This window comes from Ignavibacterium sp. (assembly GCF_025998815.1).
Classification (GTDB): Bacteria; Bacteroidota; Ignavibacteria; order Ignavibacteriales; family Ignavibacteriaceae; genus Ignavibacterium.
This window is the reverse complement of the sequence record NZ_AP026678.1, coordinates 2,549,816-2,565,488: the sequence shown is the minus strand read 5'-3', so window position 1 is coordinate 2,565,488 and position 15,673 is coordinate 2,549,816. Positions and strand designations below refer to the sequence as shown.

Here is a 15,673-nt window from a genome sequence, read left to right as displayed (position 1 = left end):
TTTACTGAAATGAACGAAGAAAATTTTATTCCGGGAATTTACAACTATTGCGACCGCTGGTGTGAAAAGTGTAATTACACTGATCGCTGTCGTCTGTTTCAATCCGATGCTGAGAAAAACATTCAGCACATTTTGGATGACAAAAATCCTAACGATCCTGAAGTAGTTATGAAAGATGTTGAAGAAAATCTTAACCTGGCTATGCAAATGCTTATGGAAAAACTCGAAGAGATGAATATTGATCCTGAAGATATTAAATCTGGGGAATTACCGCCAGAGCCCGATTTTAATTCTTACCAGATAAATAATCTTGCAGAAGATTTTACAAAATCAATGAATGAAATGGAAGAAATTTTTGATTACTACAACCCTCAAATAAACGAAGCTGTTATTACTGGAAATTTGACAAATGAACTGAAAGAAATACAGGAGAGTCTTTCTGTTCTCGGTTGGTATTCACCGCAGGTTTTTGTTAAAACCAAACGGCTTATTCATGCTCACGAAGATTATCTTGCTGAGAAGGACGAAGATTTTAAAGAAGCAAATGAAGAAGAACTTTATGTTACCGGAAAGTTGTTATACATCGCAGTAACAAATTGCCTGTCAGCACTTAATAATCTGCACGAGCATTGCCCTGAATTCAACAACCAGATTTTGAATCAGATAATATTGCTGACAAAAATTAAGGATGAACTTCTGAAAATGTATCCCGAAATTCCACAGTATAAACGACCCTATTTCGATTAAAACAGAGAAACTTTATGCAATTCTTTTTAAGTGCGGGATTTATAATACTTGGTTTATGCGGACTAATATTTCTGTTTGCGGGAATAGTTCAAATAAAATTTCCTCCGAAGAAAATTAACTTACTCTACGGTTACCGGACAAGCTCATCAATGCGTTCACAGGAAGCATGGGACTTTGCACAGAAATATTCTGCTAAAGTTTCAATTTGGGTTGGAGTAATAATGATAATATTTGGTCTTATTTTTTTATTGCTTCCAAATATATCAAACGATTATCAGGTGTGGTTCAGTCTATTAATAATTTTCACCCTGGTTGCTTTTCTTATTATTTCTACAGAGATAAAGCTTAAACGAAAGTTCGGCAAAAAATAATTTTTTTTTCGAAGATTATTCGGAAAGAAACTTAATAAACCTGTTCGACGATTTAAGCTTAATAATCCGATTTAACGAATACTTCCCCGGACCTGTTATAAAAAGGAAAACATAAATAAGTAAAAACAAAAGTGCTTTTTCTTTTTGAGCAAAAGGATCGGCAGAATGATGAACAAAACCTGCAACAAACATCGTAATGATTAAAGGAATAAGCGAAGCTCTTGTGAACAATCCAAGTATAACCAGAATTGAACAAAAGAATTCTGAAAAAACTGCAAGGGCAAGACTTGGCACTGTACCAATTCCCAATGGATCAGCAAAATTAATTTCACCTGAAGAAAATAAACGGTTAAGTTTCGGTAATCCGTGAGCAAATAACATAAAGCCACTTGAAACAGTGCGGAGTATTAAAAGAGCAAAATCATTCATTAACTTTCTCCGAAAATATTTTAGTCCAATTTATTTAAAAAATTAATAATTGCTATGTTGACTTCATCTGGATTTTCAATTGGCGTCATATGTCCTGCATTTTTTATTTCAACAAATTCAGCATTGGGAATTTTATGAAACATTTCTTTCATCACCGATGGCGGAGTTAAAGCATCTTTCTCACCACAAATAAGCAGAGTTGGAATTTTTATCTGACTTAAACTTTGTGTTGTATCTGTTCTGCTCAACATTGCAAGCAAGCATCCTTTTACTCCAACCGGATTAAATGCAGATGATTTTTTAATTATACTATCAAGCTCATCTTTTTTATTCTGCCGGAAATCTTCTGCAAAGCAATTTGTGATAAAATCTTTTGCAAATGGTGACAAACCTTCAGTGTTAATTCTTTTAATTCCTGCTGCGCGTTTAAGTTTGCCCTCGTTGTTATCGGCTTCGGACCTTGTGTCGCATAAAATTGCTGCAGAAAATTTATCCTGCATTCTCTCCAAAGCTCGCAAAGTAATATATCCGCCCATTGATAAACCGCATATAACAGGTTTATTTAGATTTTTCTTGTTAATTATCTCTTCAAGATCATCAACAAACGATTCCATTGTGAATTGTCCATCGCCTGCGGGTGATTCGCCAAGACCACGAATATCATAACTCACACAAAAATATTTTTCCTTTAGTGCTTCCATCTGGGCATTCCACATTGTATGGTCATAAGGAAATCCGTGTATAAAAATAATTGATTTGTTTGTGTTGTAACCTTCAGAGAAAACTGACAAACCATTAATGATTTCTTTCATTTATATTCCTCTTGAAATTTATTGAGAATATTTTCTTAATAAATGAACATAAAAAATCTATTTAAACATTTGTTCTTGTTTATTATACTTCATTCTTCCAGCACTTCTCAGTTTACAGATGAAAATTAATTCATTATGCCTTATTATTCACATAAGAAATAAAATAATTTTTTTTACAAGAATTGTGTCTTTGTATCCTTGTGGCAAAATATTTTCTTTCTTTTCAATGACACAAAGTCACTTTGAGGTAACAAAACAATGAAACTAGCATTTGCAACAACAGAATGCGTTCCATACGCAAAAACAGGTGGCCTGGCAGATGTTGCCGGCTCACTTCCAAAAGCTCTTGAAAAGCTTGGAGTTGAAGTAAAAGTTTTTATGCCCAAATATCTTTTTATTGATGAATCAAAACACGGACTTCATTATAACTGGGATGTTGGTGAAATGCTAATCCGTGTTAATGGTAAAGTACATTCTGTCCATCTTCACCAGGCAAAACTTCCGAACAGCAATGTTGAAGTCAACTTTATTGACTGTCCACACTACTATAACCGCGGAACTGTTTATACAAATGATTCAGACGAAGATGAAAGATTTATTCTCTTCAGCAAAGGTGTCATTGAAGTTCTTCAACGATTACAATGGACTCCCGATGTAATACAATGCAACGACTGGCAAACAGGATTGATTCCTCTATACATAAAAGACAATTACAGTTGGGACAGAATGTTTGATCATACTGCGACTGTTTTTACAATTCACAACATAGCTTATCAGGGAAGATTTTCGAAATCAACTCTATATGCCGCCGAAATAAGACCGGAACTATTTTATCCCGGCGGACCGGTTGAATTTGAAGACACCGTTTCATTTATGAAAACAGGAATCGTGTTCGCTGATATAATAAATACTGTAAGCAATAAATATTCCCACGAGATTCTCACCCTGGAATACGGTGCTGGATTAGACGGAATACTTCGCGCACGCAAACCTGATGTTTATGGAATACTTAATGGAGTTGACTACGATGAATGGAATCCGGAAACAGATAAATTTCTTCCGTACAAATATTCGATGAATGACCTTTCGGGAAAATTAAAGAACAAAAAATTTCTGATGGAACATTTTAATCTTCCTTTTGATGAGAACCGTCCTTTGATTGGAATGATTTCACGACTGGTTCTGCAGAAAGGTTTTGATATTTTTGCCGATGCAGTGAATGAGCTGATGAATCTGAATGCTCAATGGATAATTCTCGGTAGTGGTGAATATCGTTATGAAGAAATGTTCAGATATCTTTCACATAATCTTAAAGGGAAACTTGCCGCATACATTGGCTATAACAATGAACTTTCACATTTGATTGAAGCCGGCGCAGATATTTTTCTGATGCCTTCGCGTTATGAACCTTGCGGACTTAATCAGATTTATTCTCTTAAGTATGGAACGGTTCCCGTTGTAAGAAAAACGGGCGGACTTGCAGACACAGTTAAAGACTGGGACGAAGAAAACTACTACGGCTTTGATCACGGAAATGGTTTTTCATTTTATGATTATTCCGGATTTGCACTTTACAAATCAGTTGAACGGGCAGTAAACACATTTGCGCATAAAGATATCTGGAGAAAAATTCAGTTAAACGGAATGAAGATGGATTTCAGCTGGTCACGCTCAGCGGAGAAGTATGTAGAACTTTATAAAATTGCAAAAGAGAAGAGAGGGTGAATAAGTTAATTCATCAACCGATCTTCAGTTATAAAAACAAAAAACGGACAAAGATTTTTTTCTCTGTCCGTTAAATAATTTTACTTTACAATCTTATTGCTCTTACTACATCCCATCAATGATTTTATTAAATACAGTGCTTGGTCTCATTACTTCTGTTGCTTTTTTATCATCGGGCATATAGTAGCCACCAATGTCAACGGGTTTTCCCTGCACAGTAATTAAATCATTAAAGATTTTTTCTTCGTTTGCAGAAAGTTCTTTATATATTTTTTCAAAGCGTGATTTTAATTCAGCATCATCATTTTGATTTGCTAAAGCTTCTGCCCAATACATTGACAAATAAAATGAACTTCCTCTGTTATCAATCTCGCCTGCTTTGCGTGAAGGCATTTTTCCGTTTTCAAGATATTTGAGAATTGCCTTATCAAGTGTGTCGGCTAAAACCTTTGCTTTTGGATTTTTAGTTTTTTCATAAACCATTTCAAAAGATGGAACGAGTGCACAATACTCGCCGAGTGAATCCCATCGTAAATGATTTTCTTTCAGTAACTGTTCAACATGTTTTGGTGCAGAACCACCGGCACCGGTTTCAAACAATCCGCCGCCCTTTAACAACGGAACAATCGAAAGCATTCTTGCGCTTGTGCCTAATTCGAGAATCGGGAATAAATCTGTAAGATAATCTCTAAGTACATTACCTGTAACAGAAATTGTATCCAATCCTTTGCGACTTCTTTCGCAAGTATATTTCATTGCATCAACCGGTTTAAGAATTTTTATTTCAAGTCCGGTTGTGTCGTGTTCAGGCAAATATTTTTTAACCTTTGCAATTATTTCTCTGTCGTGTGCACGATTTTCATCTAACCAGAATATTGCCGGAGTATTGGAAGTTCTTGCTCTGTTTACCGCAAGTTTTATCCAATCTTTTATTGCTTCATCTTTTGCCTGACACATTCTGAAGATATCGCCTTTCTCAACCTGCTGTTCGAGTAAAACCTTGCCTTCGGAATTTATCACTCTTACAAATCCATCATCTTTCATTTCAAAAGTTTTATCGTGTGAACCATATTCTTCGGCTTTCTTCGCCATTAAACCAACATTTGAAACGGCACCCATTGTCGCCGGATTAAATTGACCATTTGCTTTGATGTCATCAATCATTGCCTGATACATTGTTGCGTAACTTCTGTCGGGAATCATTGCAATTGTATCCTGCAGTTCATCTTTGCGATTCCACATTTTCCCGCCATCTCTTATCACAACAGGCATTGAAGCATCAACAATTACATCATTCGGAACATGCAAATTTGTTTTGCCGGTTCGTGTATCAACCATAGCAAGTCCGGGCTGTGTTTCATAAACTTTGTTAATGTCATCTTCAATTTCAATTCTTTTTTCGTCGGGAAGTTTTTTAAGTTTTTCTAAAATGTCCATTAAACCATTATTTACATTAGCGCCTATTTGCTTGAGTGCATCGGAGTGTTTTTCAAGTGCATCTTTGAAATAAACCGAAACAGCGTGACCGAACATTATCGGGTCAGAAACTTTCATCATAGTTGCTTTCAGATGAAGCGAAAGAAGAACATCATCTTTCTTTGCTTCTTCAATTTGTTCTGCATAAAATTTTCTAAGTTCTTTAACATTCAAGACTGCTGCATCAATAACCTCACCTGCAAGAAGTTTAAGACTTTCCTTCAGAACCGTTGAATTGCCATTCGCATCAACAAATTCAATTTTAACAACATCATCTTTCTCAAGTGTAGTGGATTTTTCTGATCCGTAAAAATCCTTTTGATTCATATGTGCAACACGAGTCTTTGAAACGGGTGGCCACGGCTTTATCATTTTGTGCGGATATTTCTGTGCAAACTTTTTTACTGAAGCCGCCGCACGACGATCTGAGTTTCCTTCTCTCAGAACTGGATTAACCGCTGAACCGAGTACTTTGGAGTATCGTTCCTTGATGGATTTTTCTTCATCAGTTTTTGGTTCATCAGGATAATCCGGAACCGCAAATCCTTTTTGCTGAAGTTCAGCTATTGCAGCTTTCAATTGTGGTATTGTTGCACTGATATTGGGAAGTTTTATAATGTTTGCATCGGGATGTTGGGTGAGTTCTCCAAGCTCAGCCAGGTGATCCGGAATTTTTTGATCTTCTTTCAGATACTCGGGAAATGTTGCAAGAATTCTTCCTGCAAGCGAAATATCTTTTTCGAGAAATTCAATTCCGGTTCCTTTTGTAAAAGATTTTAGAATCGGAAGAAGGCAATAGCTTGCAAGAGCTGGTGCTTCGTCGGTTTTTGTCCAGATAATTTTGAAGCTCATTTTTCTCACCTGTTTTAAAAATTATTGAAAACTATCAAACTAAAATACTGAATAGCTTAGTACGATAGAAGAATACATCGGAGGATTTATATTAAATATATTGCTTAGCCATAGTTATAATTTTAACTTTGACAAGTTTAATAAGAAACTATTTTATATGATAAGAAATAACATTAGAAATTTCGTTGAAAATAAGTCAGTACAAAGTTTCATTGTAGCTCTGATAATTTTTAACTCAATTACAATCGGAATGGAAACTTCTGATGCGATAATGCATTCATTCGGTAAAACGCTTTTGCTGATTGACAAAATAATCCTTGGAATTTTTGTAATAGAAATTTTATTAAAACTTTATGCTTAATGGAATGTTTTTGATTTTTCCATAGTAGCAATTGCTCTTCTGCCTGCTTCTGGTGCGCTTGCAGTGCTTCGTTCACTCAGAATTTTCAGGTCGTTGAGACTGATTAAAAATCTACCCAGATTAAGATTTATTGTTGAATCATTGTTGCTCTCACTTCCCAGTATTGGGTGGATTTTTGTTTTGCTTACTCTTGTTTTCTATGTTTTTTCGGTTGTTGGAACCAAATTGTTTGGCAATTCTTATCCGGAATGGTTCGGAACTCTTTGGGCATCAATGTTTTCTCTTTTTCAGATAATGACATTGGAGGGTTGGGCAGATATCGCACGCACTATAAGCGATAAATATCCTCTTGCTAATTTTTATTTTATCTCTTTTATACTTATTGCTTCTTACACAACTTTGAACATTTTTATTGCTATCGTTGTTAACACAATGTCAGATATTCAGCAAAAAATAAGCACTCAGCAAACAATTAAAGTGGAAGAGATTATTCAGGATTAAAATGAAGAGCTAAGAAACGATATCAAGAATCTAAAGGAACAAATAATAAGAGTGGAAGAAAAGCTCTCAAGAAAAGTTAATAAATAATATTTTTATTCACATTCAATAAAATTGAACTATCTGAAATGAAAGGAGGTATTTATGACCTGTCCGGTTTGTAATGTTGATTTACTTATATCTGATAAACAGGGAATCGAAATTGATTACTGTCCCAAATGCAGAGGAATTTGGCTCGACAGAGGCGAACTTGATAAAATTATTGAGAGATCAGTTAAATACGAAGATCAGATAAGAGACAGAGATTTCAGGGATTCAGATAACTATAAATACAAAAGTCAGGATTATCATAAGTATAAAAGAAAATCGTTTCTTGGCGAGTTGTTTGATTTCTAAATTTATTATGTTAAAAATCACTTGTCATTTATTTCCAATCAAACATAAAGAGGTAAAAAGTGGATATACTAAACACAATTCAATCGGCACTTGGCGGCGGAGATAAAAAAGACGATCTTATGTCATCAGTTATGGGTTTGCTTGGCGGACAAGGCGGCCTGCAAAATCTCATCAGCCAATTTGATGCAAAAGGTTTGGGTGATATAATTGGTTCCTGGGTTGGAACAGGACAAAACAAATCCATTTCGCCTGATCAGATTCAAAATGTTTTTGGTTCAGATGTATTAAGCGGAATTGCTTCAAAGCTTGGTTTAAATGTTAGTGATTTGTCCAGCCAGCTTTCAAATCTTCTGCCCGATGTCGTTGATAAACTCACTCCGGAAGGTAAGGTTCCTGAAGGTGATATTCTCAGTCAGGCCGGCGATTTGCTAGGCGGATTGTTTGGTAAAAAGTAAAAACTCAAATCTTTTCTTTAATAGGTCGTGTTAAGATCATCACGGCCTTTTATTACATACGAAATAAAATTCTTTCGACATTCATTTCTTAATAATAAAGCCAAAAAACATTAAAAAAATTTTTCTTAACTACCTGCTTCCTAATGAAATGGATATACATAAACCCGGTTTGATTTTGATCAGTGGTAAATAATATTCAGGATTTACAGGAGTTATCAATTTTTCTGAGATATACATAAGAGAGTATGAGAATAAGCTTTTTGACGCCTTGCATAAAAATTAAAAATCAGATGTGACTTATATTGTGGAGTAAACGATTCCCGAACTGAGAAAAGAAATAGTAATAATAAATAGCATATAATAAGAGGTAAATTCTATTATAAACTCAGAGCAAAATAAAACAGTTATTTATTAAATTGTATAAATAAAAAACAAGTATTCAATCATTTTAACAGAAGGAGGTAAATTATGACAAGAATAACAGTTGCAAAAGGTGATGGCATTGGTCCGGAAATTATGGATGCCACATTAAGTATAATTTTAGCTGGTGGTGCAAAAATAGAAATAGATGAAATTGAAGTTGGAGAAAAAGTCTATCTGGCTGGAAATACATCGGGCATAGCAAAAGAATCGTGGGATATTATAAGGAGGAATAAAGTTTTCCTGAAAGCACCAATTACCACACCTCAAGGTGGTGGATATAAAAGTCTTAATGTTACAACAAGAAAGTTTCTTGGTTTGTATGCAAATGTAAGACCGTGTATTAGCTTACATCCGTTCGTTAGAACAAAACATCCGAATATGGATGTGGTGATAATCAGAGAAAATGAAGAAGATCTTTATGCGGGAATCGAACATCAACAAACTGATGAAGTTGTCCAGTGTTTGAAACTTATCAGCCGGCCAGGTTCGGAAAAAATAATAAGATATGCATTTGAATACGCAAAGCAATATGGAAGGAAAAAAGTTACTTGCTTTACAAAAGATAATATTATGAAACAAACCGATGGGTTATTCCATAAAATCTTTGACGAAATTGCAAAAGAATATCCGGAAATAGAAAATGAGCATTGGATTGTAGATATCGGCTCGGCAAAACTTGCAGACACACCTGAAGCTTTTGATGTAATTGTTCTTCCAAATCTCTATGGCGATGTTTTATCTGATGTTGCAGCACAAATCGCTGGTTCAGTTGGTTTGGCTGGTTCAGCAAACATTGGTGAAGAATGTGCAATGTTTGAAGCCATTCACGGTTCAGCACCAAGAAGAGCAGGGCAGAATCTTGCTAATCCATCCGGATTACTTCAAGGTGCAATTATGATGCTGGTTCATATTGGTCAGAATGATGTTGCAGAAAAAGTTCAGAATGCCTGGCTCAAGACTATTGAAGATGGAATTCACACTTATGATATTTTCAAAGAAGGAATTAGCAAACAGAAAGTAGGGACAAAAGAATTTGCAGATGCTGTGATTGAAAGAATTGGGCAAAAACCATCTCAGTTAAAAGCAGTCAATTATGAAAAAGGCTCTGCACTTAAACTTCCAAAGTATGTAAGAAAAGCGCCAGCTAAAAAAGAATTACTTGGGGTTGATATCTTTGTTCATTGGAGCAGAACAAATCCAAATGAATTAGCAGAATTACTGCAGAAGATTAACCTCGAAAATGTTAAACTATCTATGATAACTAATCGAGGTATTAAAGTATGGCCTGAAGGTTTTGAAGAAACATTTTGCACAGATCATTGGAGATGCCGTTTCAAAGATAAGGATGGTAAAAATATTACAAAGCAAGATATAATTAGTTTACTGATTAAAGCCGAAGAAAATAATATTGATGTCATCAAAACTGAAAACTTATATGCATTTGATGGAGTTCACGCGTTTTCACTTGGACAGGGACAGTAAAATTATTTTAATTGTTCTTTTTATTAAGCCGTGGTAGAAATGTCACGGCTTTTTTTATATTACAAATAGAATAAAACACTTTTTAAACATTTCATTTCTTAAGGAGGCATCTTTTATGAACCTACCGGCTATAACGCCTTGCTTTTGGTTCGATAACGAAGCTGAGGAAGCAGTAAAGTTTTACTCATCACTTTTTGATAAATCTTTGGTCAAAAGAATCACGCGATATGGAAAGGAAGGATTTGAATTTCATCATAAGCCAGAAGGTTCTGTAATGACTGTTGAATTTGAATTAAACGGACAGAATTTTCTTGCTCTCAATGGAGGAACAGATTTCAAGTTTAACGAATCTGTTTCATTGTTTGTTTACTGTGGTTCAGAAGAAAGAATTAATTTTCTTTATAAAAAACTTTCTGAGGGCGGTTCGGTCAATATGCCTTTGAATAAATATGACTGGAGTCCAAAGTATGCGTGGGTTAAAGATAAATTTGGTGTTTCGTGGCAGCTTGATATAGAAGATATAAACTCACCTCAAAAAATTGTTCCTGCAATTTTATTCGCTAACGAAAAGTTCAATCTGGTAAAAGAAGCCGCAAATCATTTTACATCAATCTTCCCGAATTCAAAAATTATTATGGAATATCCTTTCGATAAATCAATGAATCTGCCCGAAGGTACTTTACTCTTCGCTCAATTTAAACTGAATAATTATTTATTCAATGCAATGAGCGGCGGAACGATGAAACATAATTTTGATTTCAACGATGCGATCTCTTTTATAGTTTATTGCGATACTCAGGAAGAAATTGATTATTACTGGCAGAAACTCGCTGATGGTGGACAGGAAATTCAATGCGGTTGGCTTAAAGATAAATTTGGAATATCGTGGCAGGTGATTCCAACTATATTAAATGAATTATTGGATGAGCCCAATAAAAGGAGTAAAGTGATGAATGAAATATTTACGATGAAAAAATTCGACATAGCAACTTTGATTAAAGCATCTGAATAAGAATAGGTATTCAATGGAAAAATCTGAATTATATCAACATCAGTCCCAAAGATTAATTTTTTTAGGCGTAACTCTTTTTCTTCTTGGATTAATTGTTGGATTATTCGTTCCGATATTTGCAAATCCGAGGATGGGATTATCAAGTCACATTGAAGGGGTTTTGAACGGTATACTTTTAATCGTGCTCGGATTGATTTGGAGCAGAATTGATTTATCTGATAGGTGGTTAAAAATTAATTTCTGGCTTGCAATTTACGGAACATTCGCAAATTGGTTTGGAATTCTTGTTGCAGCAATTTTCAATGCGGGGAAAATGTTAAACATTGCTGCTCAAGGTAAAGAGGGTCCTGTAATTGCAGAGGCAGTTGTGACTTTTTCTCTCTTTTCATTATCAATTGCAATGATAATAGTTTGCATGTTAACATTGGTTGGATTAAAAAGAAATCTTAAAACAGCTCGAAAGCAACTAATGACTGATAAAACAAGAATATCTGTTGAAATAAATATCAAAGCACCAATTGAAAAAGTTTGGGAATGCTTCACTAAGCCGGAACACATCATAAACTGGAATTTTGCATCTGATGATTGGCATTGCCCGCGTGCTGTAAATGATTTGAAACCTGATGGAAAATTTTCCTGGAGAATGGAATCAAAAGATGGCTCGATGGGATTTGACTTTGAAGGAATTTATAGCGAAGTAAGAGAATTTGAAAAGATTAAATACAAACTCGGTGATAACAGAGAAGTTGAAATAACATTTCAATCCGAAAATAATTTTACAATCATCACAGAAACATTTGACGCAGAAAATGTTTTCTCACTTGAACAGCAGCGGCAAGGTTGGCAGTCAATTCTGAATAATTTTAAAAAGTATGTTGAAGGAAATTAAATCGGATTTTCATTTTTGTAATCACCTCAATGCACAATCAAGCCATTCCTTTTTTGCTTTAACTCATCAGGAATAACTTTTAATATTTCTTCTTTCAGTGCATTGGATAAATGTTTTTTGATAAATGTATGAGTATAGATAAATCCGACTTCACGCTTTGGAACCGGATTGTTAAACTCTCTTATTTGATTCAGCTTTTTCTTGTCTTTGATATACTGCAATGCAAGAAAAGGTAATAGTGTCATCCCAAATTTCTGTTCTACTAATTTGATAAGTGTCTCAAGATTTCCGCTTTCAAAAACTACTTTACTGCTTTTTTCAATCCATTCATTTTCGTTACTTCGGCAAACTGAAAGCGTCTGTTCTCTCAAACAATGACCTTCTTTTAAAAGAAGAAAATCATTCACATTTAAATCATCCTGACTTAATTTCTTTTTCTTCATCAGCTTATGATCCGGCGGAAGGAAAGCAACAAAAGGTTCGTAATACAAAGTCTCTGTTAAAAGATTTTCATGATTTGAACGTAGTGCGATTATTCCCACATCAAAATGATTTTTTGTCAAACCTGCAATTACTTCATCCGTTGTAACTTCATCAATTATCAATTCCACTTCGGGATATTTTTTTGTAAAATTGCCAAGGAACATAGGTAGCAGATAAGATGAGATAGTAGGAATTATTGCAACCCGAAGAGAGCCGACAAACTCACCTCTTTCCATCTGAAGAATGATGTGAAGTTTTTCTTTCTCTTTCAGTATCAGTTTTGCCTGCTCAAGAATTTTTCTTCCGATATCAGTTGGCTCAATTGGTTGTTTGTCTCTACGGAAAATTTTTATTCCAAGTTCTTCCTCAAGCTTTTGTATCTGCATACTTAAAGTTGGCTGAGTAACAAAACAACTTTTTGCTGCTTCAGAAAAATTTCCGAATCGTTCAATTGCTATTAAATATTCAAGTTGAGTAAGTGTCATACTGTTATAAGATTAAGTTATACAAATATAAAAATTATCAATTTGATTTATGAAGATATTTATACGATTTTAGTGGACGAAAGAACGATTATTCATACAGAAGTATCAGTAATGTTTGTCACTCTGAACAAAGAGAAGAGTCTTTTTTAAAAGCAAAGAGATTCTTCACTCCACTTTGTTCCGTTCAGAATGACAGGTCAGGGTTGTCACTCTGAACGAAGTGAAGAGTCTTTTATAGAAGGAAAGAGATTCTTCGTCACTTCGTTCCTCAGAATGACAAGGACAGCAATGTCACTCTGAACAAAGAAAAGTGTCACATACTTAGAGAGGATAGTTGGGAAAAGCTTTGCTAAACTAATTGTGATAAGAAAAGTTTTATACTCTTATAAAAACCTTTTCCTAAATATGAAATCAAAATTTTATTAACAAATAAAGAAAGGGTTCAACTATGAGCAACAACTCTAATAACGGAAGTAAATGTCCGTTTCCACATCCAACCGGAGTTAGCGCTTTCGGAACAAGCGTTAATGATTGGTGGCCCAATCGCTTAAAGCTCAACATTCTTCGCCAAAATTCTGAAAAGTCTAATCCAATGGATAAAGACTTTAACTACAAAGAAGCATTTAACAGTCTTGATTACGATGCTTTGAAAAAAGATTTGAAAGAACTTATGACACAATCACAGGATTGGTGGCCCGCAGATTTTGGTCATTACGGTGGATTGTTTATCCGACTTTCCTGGCACGCAGCCGGAACATACAGAATTGGTGATGGAAGAGGTGGCGCAAGCGGAGGATTACAGCGTTTCGCACCAACTAACAGCTGGCCTGATAATGCAAATCTTGATAAAGCCCGCAGACTTCTCTGGCCAATCAAAATGAAATATGGAAATAAAATTTCGTGGGCTGATTTACTGGTACTTGCTGGTAATGTTGCGCTTGAATCAATGGGATTCAAAACATTTGGATTCGCCGGCGGAAGAGAAGATTACTGGGAACCAGACGAAGCAATTTACTGGGGCTCTGAAAAGGAATGGCTTTCTGATAAGAATCGTTATTCGGGTGAAAGAAATCTTGAAAATCCTCTTGCTGCAGTTCAGATGGGATTGATTTATGTTAATCCTGAAGGTCCTGGTGGAAATCCGGATCCTGTTGCAGCTGCTAAAGATATTCGCGAAACTTTCCGAAGAATGGCAATGAACGATGAAGAAACAGTTGCACTTATCGCTGGTGGACATACTTTTGGTAAAGCACACGGTCAGGGCGATCCAAAGTTAATGGGACCGGAACCTGAAGCAGCGGAAATTGAGCAGCAAGGTTTGGGTTGGAAGTATGGCTACAAATCAGGTAAAGGTCCGGATACTCTAACCGGCGGACCGGAAGTAACCTGGACAACTACTCCAACAAAATGGAGTCACGATTTCTTCAAACATCTTTTTGAATATGATTATGAGCTAACAAAAAGTCCTGCAGGAGCTTACCAATGGGTTGCAAAAGACGCTCCTGAAATAATTCCCGATGCTTACGATCCAAACAAAAAGCATAAACCAACAATGCTTACAACAGATCTCTCGTTAAGATTTGATCCTGAGTATGAAAAGATTTCAAGAAAGTTCTATGAGAATCCGGACTTGTTTGCAGATGCATTTGCTCGTGCGTGGTTCAAACTTCTTCACAGAGATATGGGACCAAAATCTCGCTATTTAGGTCCGGAAGCACCGAAGGAAGATTTAATCTGGCAAGATCCTGTTCCGGCAGTTGATCACAAGCTTGTTGATGATAAAGATATTGACGAACTGAAGAAGAAAATTCTCTCATCAGGACTTTCAGTTTCAGAATTAGTAACAACTGCCTGGGCATCAGCTTCGACATATCGCAACTCAGATAAAAGAGGTGGGGCAAATGGTGCTCGTATCAGATTAGAGCCGCAGAAAAACTGGGAAGCTAATAATCCGAAACAATTGCAAAAAGTACTTGGCGTATTGGAAAAAATTCAAACCGAATTTAACTCGGCTCAGAAAGATGGAAAGAAAATTTCGATTGCAGATTTAATTGTACTTGGCGGATGTGCAGCAATTGAAAAAGCAGCCAAGGATGCCGGCTATGATATTAAAGTTCCGTTCACACCGGGAAGAACAGATGCATCACAGGAATGGACAGATGTTGAATCCTTTGAAGTACTCGAACCAATTGCAGACGGATTCCGTAATTACGCAAAAGACAAAGCAGGGGTTTGTGCAGAACATCTTTTAGTTGACAAAGCTAACTTGCTCAACCTTAATGTTCCGGAGATGACTGTTCTCGTTGGCGGTATGCGTGCTTTGAAAGCAAATTGGGACGGCTCAGATTATGGTGTGTTTACAGATAAACCAGGAGTTCTTACAAACGACTTCTTTGTTAATCTGCTTGATATGAGTACCGAATGGAAAGCAACTGATGAGTCCAAAGATAAATTTGAAGGTTACGACAGAAAAACAGGTAAGCTAAAATACAAAGCCACGCGAGTAGATTTGATATTCGGACACAACTCCGAGTTAAGAGCAGTAGCTGAGTTCTATGCTTGCAACGACAACAAAGAAAAATTTGTCAAAGACTTCGTTGCTGCGTGGAATAAAGTAATGATGGCAGACAGATTCGATTTACAATAACATTATAATGTCATCCTGAGCGGATCGAAGGATGACATAAATTATTTTCACTAAAGAGATGTCTTTAGTATAACTTAACGAACCGATTAATGAAAGCCGCAACAGAAATGCTGCGGCTTTTTTATATCTG

The 15,673-nt window shown here is 35.6% G+C and carries 13 protein-coding genes and 1 pseudogene; 10 read left to right on the top strand and 4 right to left on the bottom strand.

Annotated features, from left to right (window positions below; genetic code table 11):
• Positions 1 to 9 precede the first annotated feature (9 nt).
• Together Q0X14_RS11155 and Q0X14_RS11150 are read left to right on the top strand one after the other, a co-directional pair.
• Entirely contained in the window at positions 10 to 747 is a 738-nt protein-coding gene (locus Q0X14_RS11155) for a hypothetical protein (RefSeq protein WP_297838398.1), read from the top strand.
• A 14-nt stretch (positions 748 to 761) separates the two neighbouring features.
• Positions 762 to 1,118, top strand: a complete 357-nt coding sequence (locus Q0X14_RS11150) for an SdpI family protein (RefSeq protein WP_297838395.1) — start codon at positions 762 to 764, stop codon at positions 1,116 to 1,118.
• Between the two features lie 15 nt (positions 1,119 to 1,133).
• On the opposite strand, the gene Q0X14_RS11145 is transcribed toward Q0X14_RS11150, so the two are convergent.
• Complete coding sequence (locus tag Q0X14_RS11145) at positions 1,134 to 1,547, bottom strand: DoxX family protein (protein ID WP_297838392.1); 414 nt, start codon at positions 1,545 to 1,547, stop codon at positions 1,134 to 1,136.
• A 20-nt stretch (positions 1,548 to 1,567) separates the two neighbouring features.
• A complete protein-coding gene (locus tag Q0X14_RS11140; protein ID WP_297838389.1) occupies positions 1,568 to 2,359 on the bottom strand; it encodes an alpha/beta fold hydrolase in 792 nt (263 codons plus the stop codon).
• 258 nt (positions 2,360 to 2,617) lie between these two features.
• Here Q0X14_RS11140 and glgA point away from each other — a divergent pair, with 258 nt between their 5' ends.
• Positions 2,618 to 4,084 carry a glycogen synthase GlgA gene (gene glgA, locus Q0X14_RS11135; RefSeq protein WP_297838386.1) on the top strand — a complete coding sequence of 489 codons (1,467 nt, stop codon included), beginning with the start codon at positions 2,618 to 2,620 and terminating at the stop codon, positions 4,082 to 4,084.
• 105 nt (positions 4,085 to 4,189) lie between these two features.
• Here the strand turns inward: glgA and Q0X14_RS11130 are convergent, their stop codons facing one another.
• On the bottom strand, positions 4,190 to 6,412 hold the full coding sequence (locus Q0X14_RS11130) for an NADP-dependent isocitrate dehydrogenase (protein WP_297838383.1): 2,223 nt from the start codon (positions 6,410 to 6,412) through the stop codon (positions 4,190 to 4,192).
• Between the two features lie 157 nt (positions 6,413 to 6,569).
• Between Q0X14_RS11130 and Q0X14_RS11120 the strand changes: the two are divergent.
• The 6 genes and pseudogenes from Q0X14_RS11120 (at position 6,570) to Q0X14_RS11095 (ending at position 11,928) form a co-directional block, all read left to right on the top strand.
• Positions 6,570 to 7,274, top strand: a pseudogene (locus Q0X14_RS11120) (ion transporter).
• 141 nt (positions 7,275 to 7,415) lie between these two features.
• Positions 7,416 to 7,667, top strand: coding sequence for a zf-TFIIB domain-containing protein (locus tag Q0X14_RS11115; RefSeq protein WP_297838377.1), 252 nt, complete (start codon positions 7,416 to 7,418; stop codon positions 7,665 to 7,667).
• Between the two features lie 59 nt (positions 7,668 to 7,726).
• The gene (locus tag Q0X14_RS11110) at positions 7,727 to 8,122 is read left to right on the top strand and encodes a YidB family protein (RefSeq protein ID WP_297838374.1); all 396 of its coding nucleotides are present in this window, start codon (positions 7,727 to 7,729) and stop codon (positions 8,120 to 8,122) included.
• A 468-nt stretch (positions 8,123 to 8,590) separates the two neighbouring features.
• Complete coding sequence (locus Q0X14_RS11105) at positions 8,591 to 10,027, top strand: NADP-dependent isocitrate dehydrogenase (protein ID WP_297838371.1); 1,437 nt, start codon at positions 8,591 to 8,593, stop codon at positions 10,025 to 10,027.
• 115 nt (positions 10,028 to 10,142) lie between these two features.
• On the top strand, positions 10,143 to 11,039 hold the full coding sequence (locus tag Q0X14_RS11100) for a VOC family protein (protein WP_297838368.1): 897 nt from the start codon (positions 10,143 to 10,145) through the stop codon (positions 11,037 to 11,039).
• A gap of 13 nt (positions 11,040 to 11,052) precedes the next feature.
• Positions 11,053 to 11,928 (top strand): SRPBCC family protein, encoded by an 876-nt coding sequence (locus Q0X14_RS11095; protein ID WP_297838365.1) that lies wholly within the window; start codon positions 11,053 to 11,055, stop codon positions 11,926 to 11,928.
• A 26-nt stretch (positions 11,929 to 11,954) separates the two neighbouring features.
• Here the strand turns inward: Q0X14_RS11095 and Q0X14_RS11090 are convergent, their stop codons facing one another.
• Complete coding sequence (locus tag Q0X14_RS11090) at positions 11,955 to 12,896, bottom strand: hydrogen peroxide-inducible genes activator (protein ID WP_297838363.1); 942 nt, start codon at positions 12,894 to 12,896, stop codon at positions 11,955 to 11,957.
• Positions 12,897 to 13,344: 448 nt separating this feature from the next.
• Between Q0X14_RS11090 and katG the strand changes: the two genes are divergently transcribed.
• The gene (gene katG, locus Q0X14_RS11085) at positions 13,345 to 15,543 is read left to right on the top strand and encodes a catalase/peroxidase HPI (protein ID WP_297838360.1); all 2,199 of its coding nucleotides are present in this window, start codon (positions 13,345 to 13,347) and stop codon (positions 15,541 to 15,543) included.
• The last annotated feature ends 130 nt before the right edge of the window (positions 15,544 to 15,673 follow it).

Coding starts and splice junctions, on each gene's coding strand:
- Q0X14_RS11130 (WP_297838383.1), bottom strand. CDS start 6,412: ATGAGCTTCAAAATTATCTGGACAAAAACCGACGAAGCACCAGCTCTT.
- Q0X14_RS11090 (WP_297838363.1), bottom strand. CDS start 12,896: ATGACACTTACTCAACTTGAATATTTAATAGCAATTGAACGATTCGGA.
- Q0X14_RS11155 (WP_297838398.1), top strand. CDS start 10: ATGAACGAAGAAAATTTTATTCCGGGAATTTACAACTATTGCGACCGC.
- Q0X14_RS11115 (WP_297838377.1), top strand. CDS start 7,416: ATGACCTGTCCGGTTTGTAATGTTGATTTACTTATATCTGATAAACAG.
- Q0X14_RS11105 (WP_297838371.1), top strand. CDS start 8,591: ATGACAAGAATAACAGTTGCAAAAGGTGATGGCATTGGTCCGGAAATT.
- katG (WP_297838360.1), top strand. CDS start 13,345: ATGAGCAACAACTCTAATAACGGAAGTAAATGTCCGTTTCCACATCCA.
- Q0X14_RS11150 (WP_297838395.1), top strand. CDS start 762: ATGCAATTCTTTTTAAGTGCGGGATTTATAATACTTGGTTTATGCGGA.
- Q0X14_RS11095 (WP_297838365.1), top strand. CDS start 11,053: ATGGAAAAATCTGAATTATATCAACATCAGTCCCAAAGATTAATTTTT.
- Q0X14_RS11100 (WP_297838368.1), top strand. CDS start 10,143: ATGAACCTACCGGCTATAACGCCTTGCTTTTGGTTCGATAACGAAGCT.
- Q0X14_RS11140 (WP_297838389.1), bottom strand. CDS start 2,359: ATGAAAGAAATCATTAATGGTTTGTCAGTTTTCTCTGAAGGTTACAAC.
- Q0X14_RS11145 (WP_297838392.1), bottom strand. CDS start 1,547: ATGAATGATTTTGCTCTTTTAATACTCCGCACTGTTTCAAGTGGCTTT.
- glgA (WP_297838386.1), top strand. CDS start 2,618: ATGAAACTAGCATTTGCAACAACAGAATGCGTTCCATACGCAAAAACA.